Source organism: Cytobacillus sp. NCCP-133, from assembly GCF_026011715.1.
In the GTDB taxonomy this organism is placed as follows: domain Bacteria; phylum Bacillota; class Bacilli; order Bacillales; family Cytobacillaceae; genus Cytobacillus.
The window spans coordinates 160,863-177,460 of sequence record NZ_BRVM01000003.1 but is presented as its reverse complement, the minus strand read 5'-3'; the positions used below and the strand labels follow the sequence as shown (position 1 = coordinate 177,460).

General features: G+C 43.4%; 20 protein-coding genes and 1 pseudogene. 13 read left to right on the top strand and 8 right to left on the bottom strand.

The annotated features are described in order from the left end of the window. Positions 1-96: 96 nt before the first annotated feature. Positions 97-531 (top strand): SRPBCC family protein, encoded by a 435-nt coding sequence (locus NCCP133_RS06560; RefSeq protein ID WP_264804133.1) that lies wholly within the window; start codon positions 97-99, stop codon positions 529-531. A gap of 73 nt (positions 532-604) precedes the next feature. Here the strand turns inward: NCCP133_RS06560 and bshB2 are convergent, their stop codons facing one another. The 3 genes from bshB2 to pdxK all read right to left on the bottom strand — a co-directional run bounded on the left by bshB2 (position 605) and on the right by pdxK (position 2,739). Further along, entirely contained in the window at positions 605-1,270 is a 666-nt protein-coding gene (bshB2, locus tag NCCP133_RS06555) for a bacillithiol biosynthesis deacetylase BshB2 (protein ID WP_264804132.1), read from the bottom strand. 87 nt (positions 1,271-1,357) lie between these two features. Continuing rightward, entirely contained in the window at positions 1,358-1,705 is a 348-nt protein-coding gene (locus NCCP133_RS06550; protein WP_264804131.1) for a YojF family protein, read from the bottom strand. Positions 1,706-1,911: 206 nt separating this feature from the next. Beyond that, entirely contained in the window at positions 1,912-2,739 is an 828-nt protein-coding gene (gene pdxK / locus NCCP133_RS06545) for a pyridoxine/pyridoxal/pyridoxamine kinase (protein ID WP_264804130.1), read from the bottom strand. Between the two features lie 572 nt (positions 2,740-3,311). Between pdxK and mobA the strand changes: the two genes are divergently transcribed. The 4 genes from mobA to NCCP133_RS06525 all read left to right on the top strand — a co-directional run bounded on the left by mobA (position 3,312) and on the right by NCCP133_RS06525 (position 5,888). Further along, positions 3,312-3,923 carry a molybdenum cofactor guanylyltransferase gene (gene mobA, locus NCCP133_RS06540; RefSeq protein WP_264804129.1) on the top strand — a complete coding sequence of 204 codons (612 nt, stop codon included), beginning with the start codon at positions 3,312-3,314 and terminating at the stop codon, positions 3,921-3,923. A gap of 95 nt (positions 3,924-4,018) precedes the next feature. Continuing rightward, positions 4,019-4,483 carry a molybdenum cofactor biosynthesis protein MoaE gene (locus NCCP133_RS06535; protein ID WP_264804128.1) on the top strand — a complete coding sequence of 155 codons (465 nt, stop codon included), beginning with the start codon at positions 4,019-4,021 and terminating at the stop codon, positions 4,481-4,483. Then, positions 4,476-4,706 (top strand): molybdopterin converting factor subunit 1, encoded by a 231-nt coding sequence (moaD, locus tag NCCP133_RS06530; RefSeq protein ID WP_264804127.1) that lies wholly within the window; start codon positions 4,476-4,478, stop codon positions 4,704-4,706. The genes NCCP133_RS06535 and moaD overlap by 8 nt, the downstream gene beginning before the upstream one ends. 162 nt (positions 4,707-4,868) lie before the next feature. Then, complete coding sequence (locus NCCP133_RS06525; RefSeq protein ID WP_264804126.1) at positions 4,869-5,888, top strand: thiazole biosynthesis adenylyltransferase ThiF; 1,020 nt, start codon at positions 4,869-4,871, stop codon at positions 5,886-5,888. 128 nt (positions 5,889-6,016) lie between these two features. On the opposite strand, the gene NCCP133_RS06520 is transcribed toward NCCP133_RS06525, so the two are convergent. Beyond that, positions 6,017-6,346, bottom strand: coding sequence for a general stress protein (locus tag NCCP133_RS06520; protein ID WP_264804125.1), 330 nt, complete (start codon positions 6,344-6,346; stop codon positions 6,017-6,019). Between the two features lie 219 nt (positions 6,347-6,565). Between NCCP133_RS06520 and NCCP133_RS06515 the strand changes: the two genes are divergently transcribed. The 3 genes from NCCP133_RS06515 (at position 6,566) to NCCP133_RS06500 (ending at position 8,288) form a co-directional block, all read left to right on the top strand. Next, complete coding sequence (locus tag NCCP133_RS06515; RefSeq protein WP_264804124.1) at positions 6,566-7,246, top strand: uracil-DNA glycosylase; 681 nt, start codon at positions 6,566-6,568, stop codon at positions 7,244-7,246. 367 nt (positions 7,247-7,613) lie between these two features. Continuing rightward, positions 7,614-7,889 carry a YwdI family protein gene (locus tag NCCP133_RS06505; protein ID WP_264804122.1) on the top strand — a complete coding sequence of 92 codons (276 nt, stop codon included), beginning with the start codon at positions 7,614-7,616 and terminating at the stop codon, positions 7,887-7,889. Between the two features lie 27 nt (positions 7,890-7,916). Beyond that, complete coding sequence (locus NCCP133_RS06500) at positions 7,917-8,288, top strand: DUF423 domain-containing protein (RefSeq protein ID WP_264804121.1); 372 nt, start codon at positions 7,917-7,919, stop codon at positions 8,286-8,288. A gap of 281 nt (positions 8,289-8,569) precedes the next feature. Here the strand turns inward: NCCP133_RS06500 and gerQ are convergent, their stop codons facing one another. The 3 genes and pseudogenes from gerQ to hemQ form a co-directional block, all read right to left on the bottom strand. Next, positions 8,570-9,049, bottom strand: a complete 480-nt coding sequence (gene gerQ / locus NCCP133_RS06495; protein WP_264804120.1) for a spore coat protein GerQ — start codon at positions 9,047-9,049, stop codon at positions 8,570-8,572. Positions 9,050-9,120: 71 nt separating this feature from the next. Next, positions 9,121-9,544 (bottom strand): annotated as a pseudogene (locus NCCP133_RS06490) (cell wall hydrolase). Positions 9,545-9,705: 161 nt separating this feature from the next. Then, positions 9,706-10,452, bottom strand: a complete 747-nt coding sequence (hemQ, locus tag NCCP133_RS06485; RefSeq protein ID WP_264804119.1) for a hydrogen peroxide-dependent heme synthase — start codon at positions 10,450-10,452, stop codon at positions 9,706-9,708. A gap of 383 nt (positions 10,453-10,835) precedes the next feature. On the opposite strand from hemQ, the gene pta reads away from it, so the two are divergent. Continuing rightward, on the top strand, positions 10,836-11,813 hold the full coding sequence (pta, locus tag NCCP133_RS06480; protein ID WP_264804118.1) for a phosphate acetyltransferase: 978 nt from the start codon (positions 10,836-10,838) through the stop codon (positions 11,811-11,813). Between the two features lie 200 nt (positions 11,814-12,013). Next, positions 12,014-12,853 carry a lipoate--protein ligase family protein gene (locus tag NCCP133_RS06475; protein ID WP_264804117.1) on the top strand — a complete coding sequence of 280 codons (840 nt, stop codon included), beginning with the start codon at positions 12,014-12,016 and terminating at the stop codon, positions 12,851-12,853. A 95-nt stretch (positions 12,854-12,948) separates the two neighbouring features. Here NCCP133_RS06475 and NCCP133_RS06470 read toward each other — a convergent pair whose 3' ends face one another. Continuing rightward, positions 12,949-13,728, bottom strand: a complete 780-nt coding sequence (locus NCCP133_RS06470) for an RsfA family transcriptional regulator (protein WP_264804116.1) — start codon at positions 13,726-13,728, stop codon at positions 12,949-12,951. Positions 13,729-14,072: 344 nt separating this feature from the next. On the opposite strand from NCCP133_RS06470, the gene NCCP133_RS06465 reads away from it, so the two are divergent. The 3 genes from NCCP133_RS06465 (at position 14,073) to NCCP133_RS06455 (ending at position 16,563) form a co-directional block, all read left to right on the top strand. Further along, on the top strand, positions 14,073-14,297 hold the full coding sequence (locus tag NCCP133_RS06465; RefSeq protein ID WP_264804115.1) for a YuzB family protein: 225 nt from the start codon (positions 14,073-14,075) through the stop codon (positions 14,295-14,297). A gap of 300 nt (positions 14,298-14,597) precedes the next feature. Beyond that, positions 14,598-15,899 (top strand): HD domain-containing protein, encoded by a 1,302-nt coding sequence (locus tag NCCP133_RS06460; RefSeq protein ID WP_264804114.1) that lies wholly within the window; start codon positions 14,598-14,600, stop codon positions 15,897-15,899. Between the two features lie 154 nt (positions 15,900-16,053). Further along, a complete protein-coding gene (locus NCCP133_RS06455; protein ID WP_264804113.1) occupies positions 16,054-16,563 on the top strand; it encodes a YwgA family protein in 510 nt (169 codons plus the stop codon). The last annotated feature ends 35 nt before the right edge of the window (positions 16,564-16,598 follow it).

Below are 16,598 nucleotides of genomic sequence, written 5' to 3'. Positions count from 1 at the left end.
GGGATTTATCAGGACATTGACCACTCGGGCGTTAGTCAGTTCAGAGTCTTTGTTATATAATGAATTTATAGACTCTATTATTCTGAGGTGTAAAGCATGGCTGATTTTCGTTCCAGTGAGATCATCAATAAACCTGTACATGAAGTATTTGACTATATGGTTAAGATGGAAAATGTTCCTGAACTCATGCCCTATGTCCTAAAAGTAGAGAAGCAGACTAAAGGTGAAATCGGGAAAGGGACCAGATTTTTGGAAACCCGGATGATTAGGGGCAAAAAAATTAACGCTGATATTGAAATCATTGATTTTGAAAAAGATAGAACGTATACAACCCGCAGCAATGCCAATGGACTGATAACGGAATATAAATATGATTTTCACCAAATAGAAGAGGGAACGCAGGTGGAGATGCAAGCAAATGTCCAAACAAGCGGTCTAGTCGCAAGATTAACGAAGCGCTTTATCGTAAATATTGTGAAGCAGGAAGATGGAGGCCAGCTTCAGTATTTGAAGGAAATGATGGAGAAATAATAGAAAAGGGAGACTTTCAGTTGAAAGGCCCCCTTTTCTATTTGTTTTTTGCAATCTTATATAACGATATTTGCTAGAATTTATATGTCCAAAAACGTTCATTGTAAATCCTTGCCATCACCTCAGGTTCTTGATTTTTAAGGCTTTCTTCCATATTGGCAGCCATTAGCTGGGTCTGGGAAGTATGTGCCTTAATAGCAGCTATTTTCCGGTCAGCGACCGTACTGACATCATTGACTATATCGGCCTGGCCAATTTCCTCTTCGCAGTTATTCGAGAATGCCACGCAATGTACCTTAGGTCTTTTGTCTGCAGGAAGCTCTTTGACAGCTCTGGTAACTGCTGCGCCAGTTGCATCATGGTCGGGGTGAACGGCATATCCCGGATAAAATGTGATGATCAGCGACGGGTTCACTTCGCCTATAGTGGTCCCCAGCCTGTTGGCCAGCAGTTCTTCATCTTCAAATTCAACCGTTTTATCACGGTAACCAAGCATTCTTAAATCCTGGATGCCCAGCACTTTCGCTGCAGCTTCCAGTTCTTTTCTGCGAATCTTCGGCAATGTTTCCCTGTTCGCAAAAGGAGGATTGCCCATATTCCGTCCCATTTCACCGAGTGTCAGGCAAGCATAGGTGACAGGTGTTCCGTTATCAATATGTAAGGAAATCGTTCCTGAAACCCCAAATGCTTCATCATCCGGGTGGGGGAAGATCACGAGTACATGTCTTTCCTTTTCCATTTTGGTTTTGCTCCTTTCAAATTGTTCAAGCATTCTTGTTCTTGCTATTAAGCCGCAGCTGTTCCTGATAAGGTTCCTGCCGCTTCTCTATTCAAAAGGCGTTTCACTGATCTGCAGTGCAACGGCAAGCTTCCCGCTAAAATCATGTCCAGCTAAAAGGAGCCTTCCTGTTTCATCCACTTCAAAATGTGTAATTCCTTCAGCATAAACCCAGCCAAAGTTCATTTTTAGTCCGACCCGATAAGGACCTTTTCCTGTGAATTTGCCATGTTCATAGATCAATTTTGCATTGCGGATATAGGCTCCTGAAGAAAAGAAGCTTTCATCAAAATGGGATGCATATGCCCCATTGGTTGTTTCCAAATGAATATAGACCTCTTTATTGGCCAAACGGTCAATTTCTTTTTGTACGGTTTCTTTCACTGCTGGTTCCACTCCATAATCCCCCTTTCACCGTATGTTCATATATAGTTCTTTTCATGTTTAAAATCTTCTCAGCCTGAAAGTGGCAGATAGTAATTTTATCTTACTAAAAAAGAGATTGAAAAGCGAAAAAGGAGCTTAAAGAAAATGGAAGTGGATGAATAAAACTTATACCAATCTATGCAAAAAAACAGAGCCCATGGACTCTGTTTCAAATCTTATTCTGATTCCAAACGTCCGGCTCCGTATTTGCGGTATGCACCTGGCATTGTAGGGCCGACATACTCGTTTAATTGGAAGCCATGGTTAATGGCTGCTGTGATGAAATACTTGGCTGTTTGAACAGCTTCTTTTACAGGCTTGCCTTTTGCGAGTTCTGCAGTAATGGCTGAAGAGTATGTGCAGCCTGCGCCATGTGTATAAGTAGTTTCAACGCGCTCGCTTTCGTATAAAGTGAACTCTTGTCCATCATAAAGCAGGTCAACTGCTTTTTCGTGGTTTAGTTTGCTTCCGCCTTTGATTAGGACGTACTTCGCACCAAGTTCATGGATTTTAACCGCTGCTTCCTTCATGTCCTCAACGGTTCGGATTGGACCTGTTTTAGCCAGCTGCCATGCTTCAAACAGGTTAGGTGTTACCACAGTGGCAAGAGGTACAAGCAGGTCTCTCAATGCTTCATTCAGTTCAGGATGGATCGGTTCGTCTTCGCCTTTGCATACCATTACCGGGTCAATAACTACACGGTCCAGGTTATTTTCTTTGATTGTATTAGCCGCAATCTTGATTACTTCTTCTGAACCGAGCATTCCTGTTTTCATGGCATCAATGCCGACTGATAGGATGGTCTCAAGCTGTGTCTCCAATGTTTCATTGGCAATCGGAAAAACATTGTGGCTCCAGTTATTTTTAGGATCCATTGTAACAATCGTTGTCAAAGCAGTCATTCCATAAACGCCAAGCTCCTGGAATGTCTTAAGGTCAGCCTGAATCCCGGCGCCGCCGCTCGTATCTGAACCTGCGATTGTTAGAACTTTTTTCATAGTCATGTCCAAATTCCTCCTTGAAGTTCTGCTGGATATGTTTTTCTAATTATATCAATAATGGCAAAAGGTAAAAACTAAAACGGACCGATTAGATGATTTCTGGCATTAAGTTGTCCGCATATAAATAATGGCTATCCTCAGAAAAAATGTTATCGGCACACATATTAGGGCAATCCGCACATAAATGCATGTGAACGCACATAAAAAAATTTCTGGCCGGAAAAATACAGTCTAAAATGAGAGAAACACGCTCAATTAAGCTTTATTCTAAGCAGAAAAACAGAAAAGCCGGCTCAAAAAAGGGCTGAGCCGGCTTTCTGCAGACAATCTGCAAAGGCATATGTAAAGTTTCTTCAGGAAACGGCAAATTTATACCCGATTCCCCTGACTGTTTGGATGAAGGGGTAATTTGAGTGCTACCTCTGGCAGTTTGGACAATTTGTCTCGACACAATTCTGCCATACCCGTTGAAGCCGGCAAGTCTTTATCAAAGAAACACAATGGATTAGATGGTAAAATAAAACGATCAGGATAGAATGTCGCTGTTCCACATCACACAAAGTCAGGTGAAGAATATGGGTACAACAGGCATTATTTTGGCAGGAGGGCATTCCAGCCGAATGGGCAGGAATAAGGCCCTTCTAAAAATTGACGGCAAAACGGTGATTGAACGCATTGCAGATTCATTGGCTTCTTATACAGCACAGGTGATAGTTGTTGCAAATAAGCAGGAAGAATACCGGTTTCTTGGGCTTCCAGTAGTCAGCGATCAATGGAAAGAAAAAGGCCCGCTTGCAGGAATCCAATCAGGGCTGTCAGCATCATCAACCAAAAAAAATCTGATTGTTGCCTGTGATATGCCTTTCATATCTGTGGAATTAGGGGAAATCCTTCTTGAAGCTCTGAATAGCCATCAGGCTGCGGTACCCGAAATGCAAGGCCGTCTTCACCCCCTTTTTGCAGCATACCGAAAGGATGCGAAAGGAGCGGCTGAACATGCTTTGAGGAATAATCAATTAAGAATCCGTGAGTTTTTAAATAAAATAGACACCGCCATATTAAGGGATGAAGAGCTGAAGAAAAGAGGTTTTATAGCCGATGATGCCTATTTTTTTAATATGAATTATCCGGATGAGTACCAGCAGGCACTAAAAATGGCAGCTGAAGAGGAAGGAAAATCAAATTAAGCAATCAGCCATTTCACTTTCGGCACAGGTTATGTCAAAATGAAACAAATAAGGCTAGAAGAGTTTTTTTTTTTTTTTATAAATGAGGTGATCCCATGAATTTTGAGATTTCAAAAGATCCAATTGATATTCAAAGTGTTATAGATAAAGTGGTGCAGCGGGAAGCGGGAGCCATCACAACCTTTATTGGAACTGTCCGTGAGCTCACGCAGGGCAAAAAAACGCTTTACTTAATTTACGAGGCGTATGAGTCGATGGCTGTCAAAAAACTTGAGCAAATCGGAAAAGAAATAAAGGAGCGCTGGGACGGTGCAGAAGTGGCGATTACACATCGTACAGGCAAGCTGGACATTACAGACGTTGCAGTGGTAATAGCGGTTTCTACCCCGCATCGTGCAGATGCTTATGAAGCAAACCGATATGCCATTGAGAGAATTAAAGAGATTGTGCCGATTTGGAAAAAGGAACATTGGGAAGACGGTGAAGAATGGATCGGCAACCAGCTTGAGACAGTGGCTTATCCAAAAGGGAAACCGGAGGCGAAGGAGTTAAATGAATAAAATTATATTTTTTGCCCATTTAAGGGACCGTGTTGGTGAAGAGTCAGTGACAAAGGATGCGGGCGGCAAGACCATTGCCGAGCTGAAGCAACTGCTATCAGAAGAATACGCATTAAAGCTGGACAGTGTCATGGCGGCTTTGAATGAAGAGTTTGCTTCAGATGATGAAGTGATTAAGGACGGAGACACAGTTGCTTTTATACCGCCAGTAAGCGGAGGGTGAGATCCCCAGTTTGAAGAGGACAGCGGTTAAGCTTCACGTTGCTTCAGTCCAATTTAGTTTGTACTAAGCTGGAGGCTCGCAGGGTTTATAGCCAAAGAGGTGCGTTTATAATCAGCTTTCATTATAAGCCGGGCCAAACCTTTTAATTAGGAGGTGTTACCTATGTCTGAAAGGTATTCACGGCAGACATTGTTTCCGCCAATCGGAAACGAAGGACAGGGGAAAATCAGCTCCAAACAAGTATTAGTCGTTGGAGCAGGGGCCCTTGGGTCGGGAAATGCGGAAGTAATGATACGGGCAGGTGTCGGCAAACTAACGATCATTGACCGGGATTATGTGGAAGCGAGCAACCTGCAGAGGCAGCAGCTTTACACAGAAAGTGATGTGGCTGAAAAGCTCCCAAAAGCGGCAGCAGCAGAAAAACGGTTAAAACAGATTAACTCCGATGTGGAGATACACTCAGTGATTGGGGATGCTACGCCGGAAAAACTGGAGGAGCTTATCGAGGGAGCCGATCTTATCCTCGATTCCACTGATAACTTTGAAACCAGGATGGCCATTAATGATATCTCGCAAAAATATGAGATTCCCTGGATATATGGAGCCTGTGTAGGCAGCTTTGGAATGAGCCTGACAATTATTCCAGGCAGAACCCCATGCCTGAATTGCCTATTGAAAAAAATACCGATTCAAGGGATGACTTGCGATACAGGCGGGATTATCGCACCAGCAGTCCAAATGGTGATTGCTCATCAAGCTGCAGAGGCACTGAAGATTTTGGCAGAAGATTGGGATGCGGTCCGGACCGCCATGGTGAGCTTTGATTTGTGGCAAAATCAGTATTCAAGCATGAAGGTATCGAAAGCGAAGGATGAAGGCTGCTTATCATGCGGGGAGAAAAGAACCTACCCATACCTGCAGACAGAAAACATGATGAAGTCCACCATTCTTTGCGGAAGGGATACGGTACAAATTCGGCCCCCTAAAGAGCGGGAAATCGAATTTGGAGAGCTTGCGCAGCAGCTGAAATCGCTTGGCTATCAGGTGAAAGGCAATCCCTATTTGCTGTCAGTCGATATGGGAGAGCAGCGTCTGGTTATCTTTAAAGACGGCCGGGCCCTTATCCACGGAACAAAAGATTTAATGCAGGCAAAATCGATTTATCAGCGATTGATGGGTTAATCCATGGAAAACCAAGTAAAACCCCTCCTTCCTGTAATGCTTCATTTTGATGCAAAAAGAACGAGCCCGGACGATCGAAGGATCATCCGGGCTCGTTTTATATTAAAAGCGGCCTAGCTATCTGCTTATTATTTTACTTCGTCTGTACCAACAATCACTAGTTTCCCTTCGTCCAATACCTTTTCATATTGTTCAGCTTCTGTTTTGGTTAAACCGACAGACTCAAACTTAGAACGAAGCTCGTCTCCTCGTTTTTTGAATACGTTGCCGACGGAATCAAAGAAGCCTTGTTCCTTCATGCCGACATCACCCGTATCAGTAGCATCAGAAAGGTGCTCGGAACGATCCTTATCATGCGCGAAAATGTAAATAGCCTCTTTATTAAAACCTTGGCTTTGAAGCATTCTGATTGTGTCTGTTGCTTGTACACCGTTTTCTGCGATTTCAATTTTATACATTTATAACAGCCTCCTTGAAAGATTTTTGTTTATAAAGCTAAAGGGCAATGTTTGCTGCCCGTTATATGTTTATATTTATCCGCTCCGCCATTTTTTAAACATGTGCAAAAGAATGATAGATTTTGTAAAATTGATAGGTTGCTATTGAAGGGGGATAAGAACGGGTATATAACAAAGGTAAGGCACGGGCCCTTCAAAAGGAAAGGAAAGGAGTTCCTCATGGGAAAAATGATTGTAAGAAATGATTGGCAGGAGATACTGGGAGCGGAGTTTCAAAAGCCCTATTATTTGGAGCTGCGGGAGTTTTTAAAGAAAGAATATGAGGAGCATACGGTTTTTCCCAAGCAGGAGGATATTTTTAATGCGCTGCATTATACACCCTATAAGGATGTAAAAGTGGTCATACTCGGGCAGGATCCCTACCATGGTCCAGGACAGGCCCATGGGCTAAGCTTCTCCGTGAAACCAGAGGTCAAAATCCCGCCATCTTTGAAAAATATATTGAAAGAAATGCAGGCGGATCTGGGCTATGAGATTCCCAATAATGGCTGCCTTGTAAAATGGGCGAAAGAAGGGGTCCTTCTCTTAAATACTGTTTTGACCGTCCGCAAAGGACAGGCGCATTCCCATAAAGGGAAAGGGTGGGAAACCTTTACGGATACCATAATCAAAAAACTCAATGAAAGGAAAAAGCCCATTATTTTTATCCTATGGGGAAGACCTGCACAAGAAAAGGGAAAGCTCATTGATCCGTCTAAACATTCCATCCTCCTTGCCCCACATCCTAGCCCGTTTTCCGCCCGAAAAGGTTTTTTTGGCAGCAGGCCATTTTCAATGGTGAATGATAGGCTAGAGGAGCAGGAACAAGCACCCATCGACTGGAAGATTCCAGACCGATGAAACCTTTCGTCATGTTTCACGTGAAACATACAGGAAATGCTTTGGATTACGAGAAAGGACTCGAAACATGTTTCAGCCTCCCCGTGGGGATCAGGGCTGTTCAGAGCAGAGGAACGGGAGAAAGATGAGTTTACAGCGGATTGATTGTTTCAAATGCAAGTATTTCTATGTGACTTGGGACCGTAATTATCCCAAGGGATGCAAAGCTTTTCAATTTAAAACGAGACGCATGCCTTCCATGGAAGTTTTTCGGGCATCTGGCCATCCCTGTTTGCGTTTCGAAAAGAAAACCTGATAAACTTTAAGTTGGTCTAAAGGTTTCAAGTCTAAAAAATGATGTCGCTTTTCATAGAAAGAGGTGAAGCGTTTGAATATCTCTGTTCAAAAACTGTTGGGAAAAATGGAAAAAGAACTGCTGGAGGCAAAAACTGGTCAGTCAGAAGCCCGGATCAGGGAAAGGGTACAGGCGATTAAAGCGTTGTGCGAGCTGGTTTTGGAAGAATCAGATACCGTTATTAGCACTCCTGCTGCAGCCTCTAGTAGCCGTACATACAGCGCACCGGCTGCAGAGCCTGCGAATTTGCAGCCAAAGAAAATGAAAATGGATGATGAAGCAAACGGTGATTCATTATTCGACTTTTAAAAAACGGAATAAGAGGTGTAGGAGAATATGAAGCTATTTATTATCATCGGAGCAATCAATGCTTTTTTATCTGTCGCTTTAGGGGCATTTGGAGCCCATGGACTGGAAGGAAGAGTGGAGCCCAAGTATTTGGAAACATGGAAAACAGGCGTTACCTATCAAATGTTCCATGCAGCCGGGTTATTGATCATTGGTGTCCTGCTTGGGAAACTGCCTGCCACTTCTTTGCTCTCGTGGTCGGGTTGGCTGATGCTAATTGGGATTATTCTATTCTCAGGAAGCTTATATGTATTAACGCTGACAAAAATCAGTGTGCTCGGGGCCATTACACCGCTTGGCGGATTGTCATTTTTAGCGGCTTGGGTTTTGCTGATTATTGCAACAGTTAAATATCTATAAAGAAAAAGGAGCTTTGACATGGAAGTCAAAGCTCCTTTTTCATAGAGTAAGAAAGTAACTTTTAACTTAGATAACGGTCTAGCGCCAGCAGCCTGCCCCTCGAGTCCCTGGACAGTCCCTCCACATTTCAGGAAAGCCTCCCAAAAAGGCAAAGAATGCCTTTCAACGAGGTCCGGCTTGTGCTCGAGGCCCACAGGATGTGGGTCATGCAGACGTTGCCACAGGACCTGGCGTTCTTAGTCTGCTTTCCTTCGTGGGCAAGGGCCTTGCGCTTTTTTTATCTAACGTGGAGAGTACTGGGTCATACCTGGCCCTCCGTTGAAAGGATATTCATATTCAATCTCTTCCTCAAAGGTTACATAATCGAGATAAATCATCGGGATCAGAAAGCGCATGCCGGTTTGCGGATCACTTAGAATTAAATGGTCGCGGCCGGCTGCTTCAATGATGCCTTTAAAAACCTTTGCATTCCACTCCGTGTTGTTTTCAAAGGTTGCATAGACTGTAGCAAGCTTTCCTCTGTTTAAACGCAGAATATTTTCAATGTAGGACTGTTCCAGCGGCAGCATGCCAGGGATTTGCTGGCCTGGTGCAGATGCGCTCACACCTGCGACTGTTCCAGCGGGCGGCATTGTTCCCATTCCCGCCATTCCCGCCATTCCCGGCTGGGCCTGATAGCCTGGTGCCTTTTGACCTGCTGTTCCTGTGTAGGGATGCTGGTAACCATAATAAGGGTATTGACCATAATTTGATTGACTCAATTTTTTCCCTCCTAATAAATATTATCAGCCATCTTAAGCTAAGTATTGAAGCAAAAAAGAGACGATCGCAGTTAGTAAACAGTCGGACAGTCCTCCGGGGTGGGCTTATAAAAGCAATGAGCCTTGAACCGGCCGGAGTTCCATTGGTTAAACACTGTGCAGGGCAGTTTCCCTGTGGCCGGAAAACCCATAATGCGCATTGCTTGCAGGATGATGCGGCTGTCCCTTTATGACTTGGCGGGCCAAATCCAATTCACTTTGCCGTGCACCTTGATAGAAGTAGCCTTTCTGCGTGGCTTCAAACCCGCCTGGGCTTTGAAAGACTATCCTTCTAATCGATCGGATATCCTTGAAGTCTATACAATTACCCCGCACACGGTTAACCCCCACATTCCCGACCATCAGCATGCCTTGTTTTCCGTCTTCCTCAGCTTCAGCGCGCATAAGCCGGGCCAGAAGCTTAACATCTTCTTCGGTGTAAGGGATCACTCCCATCTCTTCACCTCTCTTTATGCTGAGCCTTGCTGCTGCGGGAAAGAGAACTGCATATGAATTTATAATAGAAACTCACTATTCCATTAGTATGTATAGGCATGTTTTTTTATGCCTCGGAAAAAGAAAAAACTCCCAGATGGCCTGGGAGTTTAAAAATAAAATTAATTTACGTGCAGGAATTTTTCTACCTTGTCTTCTTCAAGGATGTTCCCAACGAAAAAAGAGCCAAATTCGCCGTAGCGGGCACTTACTTCATCAAAACGCATTTCATAAACAAGCTTTTTGAATTGAAGAACATCATCGGAGAATAGAGTAACGCCCCATTCGTAATCATCAAAGCCGACAGAGCCGGTGATGATTTGTTTTACCTTGCCGGCATATTGGCGGCCAATCATGCCGTGGCTGCGCATCATGTTGCGGCGCTCTTCCATCGGAAGCATGTACCAGTTGTCATTACCCTGGCGGCGCTTGTCCATCGGATAGAAGCAAACGTGCTTGGCATTAGGCAGTTCAGGGTAAAGCCGTGCCAATATTTGCGGATTCTGGTAAGGATCTTCACCTGCCGGCAGGTAATTGCTCAATTCAACTACAGAAACATAAGAATGAGCCGGAATTGTATATTCAGCTAGTTTTGATTTATTGAATTCGTTTTCAATTTCATTTAGCTCTTCCATTGTAGGCCTTAAGATCATCATCATAAAATCAGCTTTTTGGCCGACAATTGTATAAAGGGCATGGCTGCCGTTTTTCTCGCTTTGTGTAGTATTCCACTTGTCTACAAGAGCCGTAAATTCCTGGATGGCTGTCTGGCGCTCTTCATTGGGAAGCATTTTCCACGTTGTCCAATCAACTGTACGGAAATCATGTAAACAATACCAGCCGTCGAGCGTTACTGCTGCTTCACTCATTGCAATCACTCCTAATATGTACTAAAAATTCTCATCACTACTATAACATAGTTTCTCCAATTAACATGTGTACAAAACTTGAAATGTTAGAATTAATCGAGTGTCAGGCTCCTATGCCACTTGGGTGAACGGGTATAGGTGCTTTGTACTTTAAAAAGCCGTTTACAAAAAGGCCATTATGGTTATCTTAAAACAAGATATCCATAAACCGCATCAAAAGGTTACTTAATTATTGGTAATTTACCGAAAACAAAAACATTTTAGCTGAAAGCGTTAACAGCAGCCGAACTTCTTGAAATTCTGGGTATGAAGAGTATTCTAAGGAAGTATATAGGGTAAGTTCTATTAATTGAACGGAAATCAGAGGCCTAGGAGGAATTTGCATGAGTGATTTATTCTCGGTTTTAAAAGAAAAAGTATCAGGGCAAAATTTGCGAATTGTTTTTCCGGAAGGACAGGACGAGCGCATTTTAGCAGCAGCTGGAAGATTGGCTGCTGAAAAGATTATCACACCGATCCTTGTCGGAAACATTGCAGAAATCGAAGCGAAAGCCAAGGATATGGATGTTTCCCTTGAATCAGCTGAGATTTATGATCCCAACAACTTTGTGATGATGGATGAGCTAGTGGCAGCATTTGTGGAAAGACGCAAAGGGAAAGCGACTGAAGAGGATGCCCGCCAAATTCTTCTGGATGAAAACTATTTCGGTACAATGCTTGTTTATGCCAACAAAGCAGACGGGCTTGTGAGCGGTGCTGCACATTCTACGGCAGACACTGTGCGACCGGCTCTTCAAATTATCAAAACAAAAGAAGGCGTCAGCAAAACATCTGGTGTGTTCATCATGGTGCGTGAGGGGGAGAAATATGTTTTCGCAGATTGCGCGATTAACATATTGCCTGATAGCCAGGACTTGGCTGAAATTGCAATTGAAAGTGCAAAGACAGCCAGAATGTTTGACATTGAACCTCGTGTTGCAATGCTAAGCTTTTCAACAAAAGGATCTGCCAAGTCTTCGGAAACAGAAAAAGTTTCTGCAGCACTTGAAGCAGCAAAAGTTCGTGACCCATTATTGATCATTGATGGGGAGTTCCAATTTGATGCAGCATTTGTTCCATCTGTAGCAGAGAAAAAAGCTCCGGATTCACCAATCCAGGGAGATGCAAATGTATTTATCTTCCCTAGCCTGGAAGCTGGAAACATTGGCTACAAAATTGCCCAGCGGCTTGGAAACTTCGAAGCGGTTGGACCAATCCTGCAGGGCTTAAACCGTCCGGTCAATGACCTATCCCGCGGCTGCAACGAGGAAGATGTGTATAAACTTGCATTAATTACTGCAGCTCAGGCTTTAAACCAATAATTGTGAACTAGAAGCCGGTCCCTTGTGACTGGCTTTTTTGCTATAATAAATTTGCTATAGCCATATGCCGTTAATATGGCTGAAATGGCCGTTAAAATAAAAAAATAGGCCGTCAATGATAAAAGGCCGGCCTGGCAATAGATAATTTTAGCCGATTAACGCAGTTTGACTCGGGATATCGGCAAAAGGGGATCAAAAAGATGAGTTTGGCGCAAGATTTACTGCTGCAGGAGGAATGGAGAGTCATCGATCAATCGGCAGGAGGCATTCATCTAAATGCCCTGCATTCATTTGGTATGGACGATACGCTTTGTGCTTCTGTCGGGTCGGGTGCAGCACCCGCTACTGCACGAACATGGGTCCACCATAACACGATTGTGCTCGGGATTCAGGATACCAAGCTTCCTTTCTTAAAAGAAGGCATCGATTATTTAAAAAGCAAAAGTTATAAAGTAATCGTCCGAAATTCAGGCGGCCTGGCAGTTGTCCTTGATGAAGGAGTCCTGAATATATCGCTGATTTTCCCGGAAAGTGAAAAAGGCATTGATATAAACCGCGGGTATGATGCCATGTGGATGATTATTAAAGAGATGTTTTCTGATTTTAATAAAAAAATAGAAGCGAGAGAAATTATTGGGTCCTATTGTCCTGGCAGCTATGATCTGAGCATAGGCGGGCAAAAGTTTGCAGGTATATCGCAAAGGCGTCTCCGAAATGGTGTGGCCGTGCAGATCTACCTTTGTATAAATGGCAGCGGAGGTGAGCGGGCAGACTTGATTGGGAACTTCTACTCCCTTTCAAGAAAAGGGGAACAAACCAAATTTGAGTACCCGGAGATACAGCCAGACGTAATGGCATCTCTATCTGAGCTTTTTAATGCAGAATTGACTGTTCAGGATGTGATGCTCCGCTTCTTGCAGACACTAAACAAGAAGGCTGGGCGCCTTTACGCTGGTCAGCTGACAGAAGAAGAGGCAGGTTTGTTTGAAGCCTATTATCACCGGGTTACAGAGCGCAATGAGAAGGTGCTCGGCAGGTAATGAAGAAAAGCCGTAAACCTTTGTGGTTTGCGGCTTTTCTAATAAGATATTGCTGCCATTTTCTCCTGCTCCCGCTTCCGGAAGTGTTTTTTCTATTACTCGGCAACTCGCTCCAAATTGCCGTTGCGATCCATTTTGAATTTGGATGCCGGTCTGTCTTCTTCATCGAATAGGACAAAATTGCGTGCTCTGTTCATGATTTTCATCAATGTCTCGTAATCTTCCTGAATGGTTACCGTATTTTCCTCGAGCTCGCTGATTCTGCTTTCAAGTTCTTCATTTCGGCCTCTAAGATCAGCATTTTCGCGTTTCAATCTTTCATTCTCAATTTTTAGTATATCAAGCTGAATGCCTGAGTGATTCAATGTTTGCAAGTAAGAAATGACGCTATCCAAATCCAATTGTGCAGGCGCTGTGTAAGCCGTTTCCGAATAACTGGAGGTTTTTTCCGAATAATTGGAGGTGTAAGCTGAGACAGCTTCTTTCTGATCGTCCGAATCCTTCTCCATACGCTCTTCATAGAAGTCTGCCGGTGATGGCGGTGCAGATGGTTTAGCCGAAACAGGTACTGCTTCCACTTCCTGCATAGTCGGAACCGGCGGAGAGTATAAGAGTTTCTTCTTGCCTCCCTGGTCTTTTCCTAGCATTCTTTGTCTCTGTTTGCGCTGCTTTTTCGCAAGCTGCAGGGCTTTTTCATAGCGGTGCCTTACTACTGCGTTCCAGCGGAATCCACATGCTGCAGAAGTGCGGTTCAGCTTATCCCCAACTTCTTCAAAAGCATTTAATTGAGTGCTTCCTTCCCTTACATGCCTTAATACAGTTTCAGCAAGCAGTAAATCATTTTCATCTGTCCATGCATCCTGTCTTACTTTCATACATCCTCAACTCCCTATTTTCATTAACTGTTTTGCTGTTGCGTTAGTTAAAGGATGGACAAACTTGGGAGATTTTATACAAAAGTGTTTAAAAGGATAGTAGATTTTTTAAAGTATTTTTTTTTCGCTAGATAGGTATGGCGGTTTTATGGAGATTAGTAAGATCCGCCACCAAAGTTTACAGCTTGCAATGAAGCCGGATAAGTTTTAAAATAGCGTGTAGCAGTCAGGCAGGGCAAATCCTGTTCTGAATTGGAATGCCGTGCACGAGACATGCTTAATAAGAAACTTTTCTATTCTTTATTTTAAATAAATGTTAGACCGCAGAAAGGATTGTAAATAAAATGGCAAACGAATTCCGTGTTTGCGACGATTGTCAGGCTGTAAACTTAAAAACACTAATACCGCGTCTGAAAGAGATCGATCCGGACGCTAAAATTGAGGTCGGCTGCCAGTCCTACTGCGGACCAGGCCGAAAAAAGACATTTGCATTCGTCAATAACCGTCCCCTTGCCGCATTAACAGAAGAGGAATTGATGGAGAAGATTAATAAGAAAGTGAAAAAATAATCGCCTTTTGACTTTTGTCCTGAGGTGATTTTTATTTTTCTCCTAAGTTGAGTATTCTCTCCGACTTGGTAAATAGACAGAATGGGCAATCAAAGCTTTGGAGAATTATTTATAGAAAAGTCGAAAAATATTTATAGGGACAGATGATTGCTGCACTGCGGTTCCTGTCGAATTGCCATGATAAATTGGGAATATTATGGTGAATCAGGCTGGAAATCGGGATATAATAGGTGTACGAAGAAAGACCTCGAGCCGATGGCGCTCGGAGCTGGACAGACAGAGAAAAGCGGAGGTTGTAAGATGGCATATTCGGAGGAAAAGTTAAGTGAGGAAAAGGTATTTAAGGATCCGGTCCATCGTTATATACACGTCAGGGACAGAGTGATCTGGGATTTAATAGGGACAAAAGAGTTTCAGCGCCTTAGAAGAATTAAACAGCTCGGAACTACCTACTTAACCTTTCATGGTGCTGAGCATAGCCGCTTTAACCACTCGCTTGGAGTTTACGAGATTGTCCGCCGGATTGCTGATGATGTATTTATCGGCAGGCCGGAATGGAATGAAGAAGAACGCCTCCTCTCATTATGTGCGGCACTTCTCCACGATTTGGGGCACGGCCCGTTTTCACATTCCTTCGAAAAAGTGTTCGACCTCGACCATGAACATTTTACAAGAGCGATCATTCTAGGGGCTACAGAGGTAAATAAGGTGCTTACAAGAGTATGTGATGGGTTCCCTGAAAAGGTAGCAGAGGTCATTGCAAAAACCTCCCAAAATAAGCTTGTAGTCAGTTTGATCTCAAGCCAGATTGATGCCGACCGCATGGATTATCTGCAGAGAGATGCTTATTTTACGGGTGTCAGCTACGGCCATTTTGATATGGAAAGAATTCTGCGTGTCATGAGGCCGCGGGAAGATCAGGTGGTGATCAAGCAGAGCGGGATGCATGCAGTAGAAGACTATATTATGAGCCGGTACCAGATGTATTGGCAGGTGTATTTTCACCCAGTTACCCGAAGTGCAGAGGTCATCCTGACAAAAATCCTGCATCGGGCGAAGGAATTGCATAAGCAAAATTATACGTTCAAATATGATCCCATCCACTTTTATTCGCTATTCAGCGGCAAAATTACACTTGAAGATTATATTAAACTTGATGAAGCAATTATTCTTTATTATTTCCAAATGTGGCAGGAGGAAGAAGATCCGGTTTTAAGTGATCTTTGCTGCCGTTTTATGGACCGGAATTTATATAAATATGTTGAATTTGACCCTGCCGGGGAATACAAAAAGCTGGCAGAGCTGTCCGCTTTATTTAAAAAAGCAGGCATAGACCCGGAATATTACCTGGTAGTCGACTCCTCTTCCGACTTGCCTTATGATTTTTACCGCCCTGGTGAGGAAGAAGAACGATTGCCGATTCACCTGCTGCTGAAAAACGGGGATATCCGCGAGCTGTCGCGTGAATCAGAAATCGTGGATGCCATTTCAGGAAAACGCAGGACAGATCATAAGCTGTACTTTCCGGATGATTTTCTTTCAGACGACAGCAAAAAGCCGAACATAAAAAAACAAATCAGAACACTGCTGGAAATCGACTAAGTCTGCATAATTGGTCTTCTTAAAAGATAAGAAAATATAAATTTTGAACCTAGATAACTGTCTAGCGCAAGCAGCCTGCCCTCTCGAGGTCACAAGACGGGGGTGAGCAAGTTCTTATAGATACGGGAAAAAACGGAGTAGGAGATGAAAAGCTTTGTTAAAGGATCACGCCAAATTAATGCACGCCATTGCAGTCTCTGAAGAAATCGTGGGACGGAAAAAGCTGCAGAAGATGATTTACATCGCCAAAAATATTGCATTTCCTTTTCAGGAAAGATTTCAATTTCACTTTTACGGGCCTTATTCGGAAGAATTGACTTTAAGAGTCGAAGAGCTTAGCAATATGGGATTTTTGAACGAAGTGAAAGAGAAGAAGGGCGGTTACCATCAGTACCGCTATACACTTACAGAAACCGGTAAGGAATTTTTAGACGTAAATGCAGTGGAGATGCCAAGCCTGCAGGATTGTTTAATGGATATGAACAGCCAAAATGCAAGATTCCTTGAACTTGTGTCTACGGTTCTTTATTTTAATGACCTTTCGAAAGAAGGTGTGAAGGAAAAGGTCTTTACATTGAAAAGCAAGCAGCGCTACACGGATGAAGAAGTGGAACTGGCCTATCAATATATTGAAAGCTTAAGAGAAAAAGCCGGGCTGCATTAAGATGCCCGGCTTTTCTAATTGCTGCTGAAAAAGTG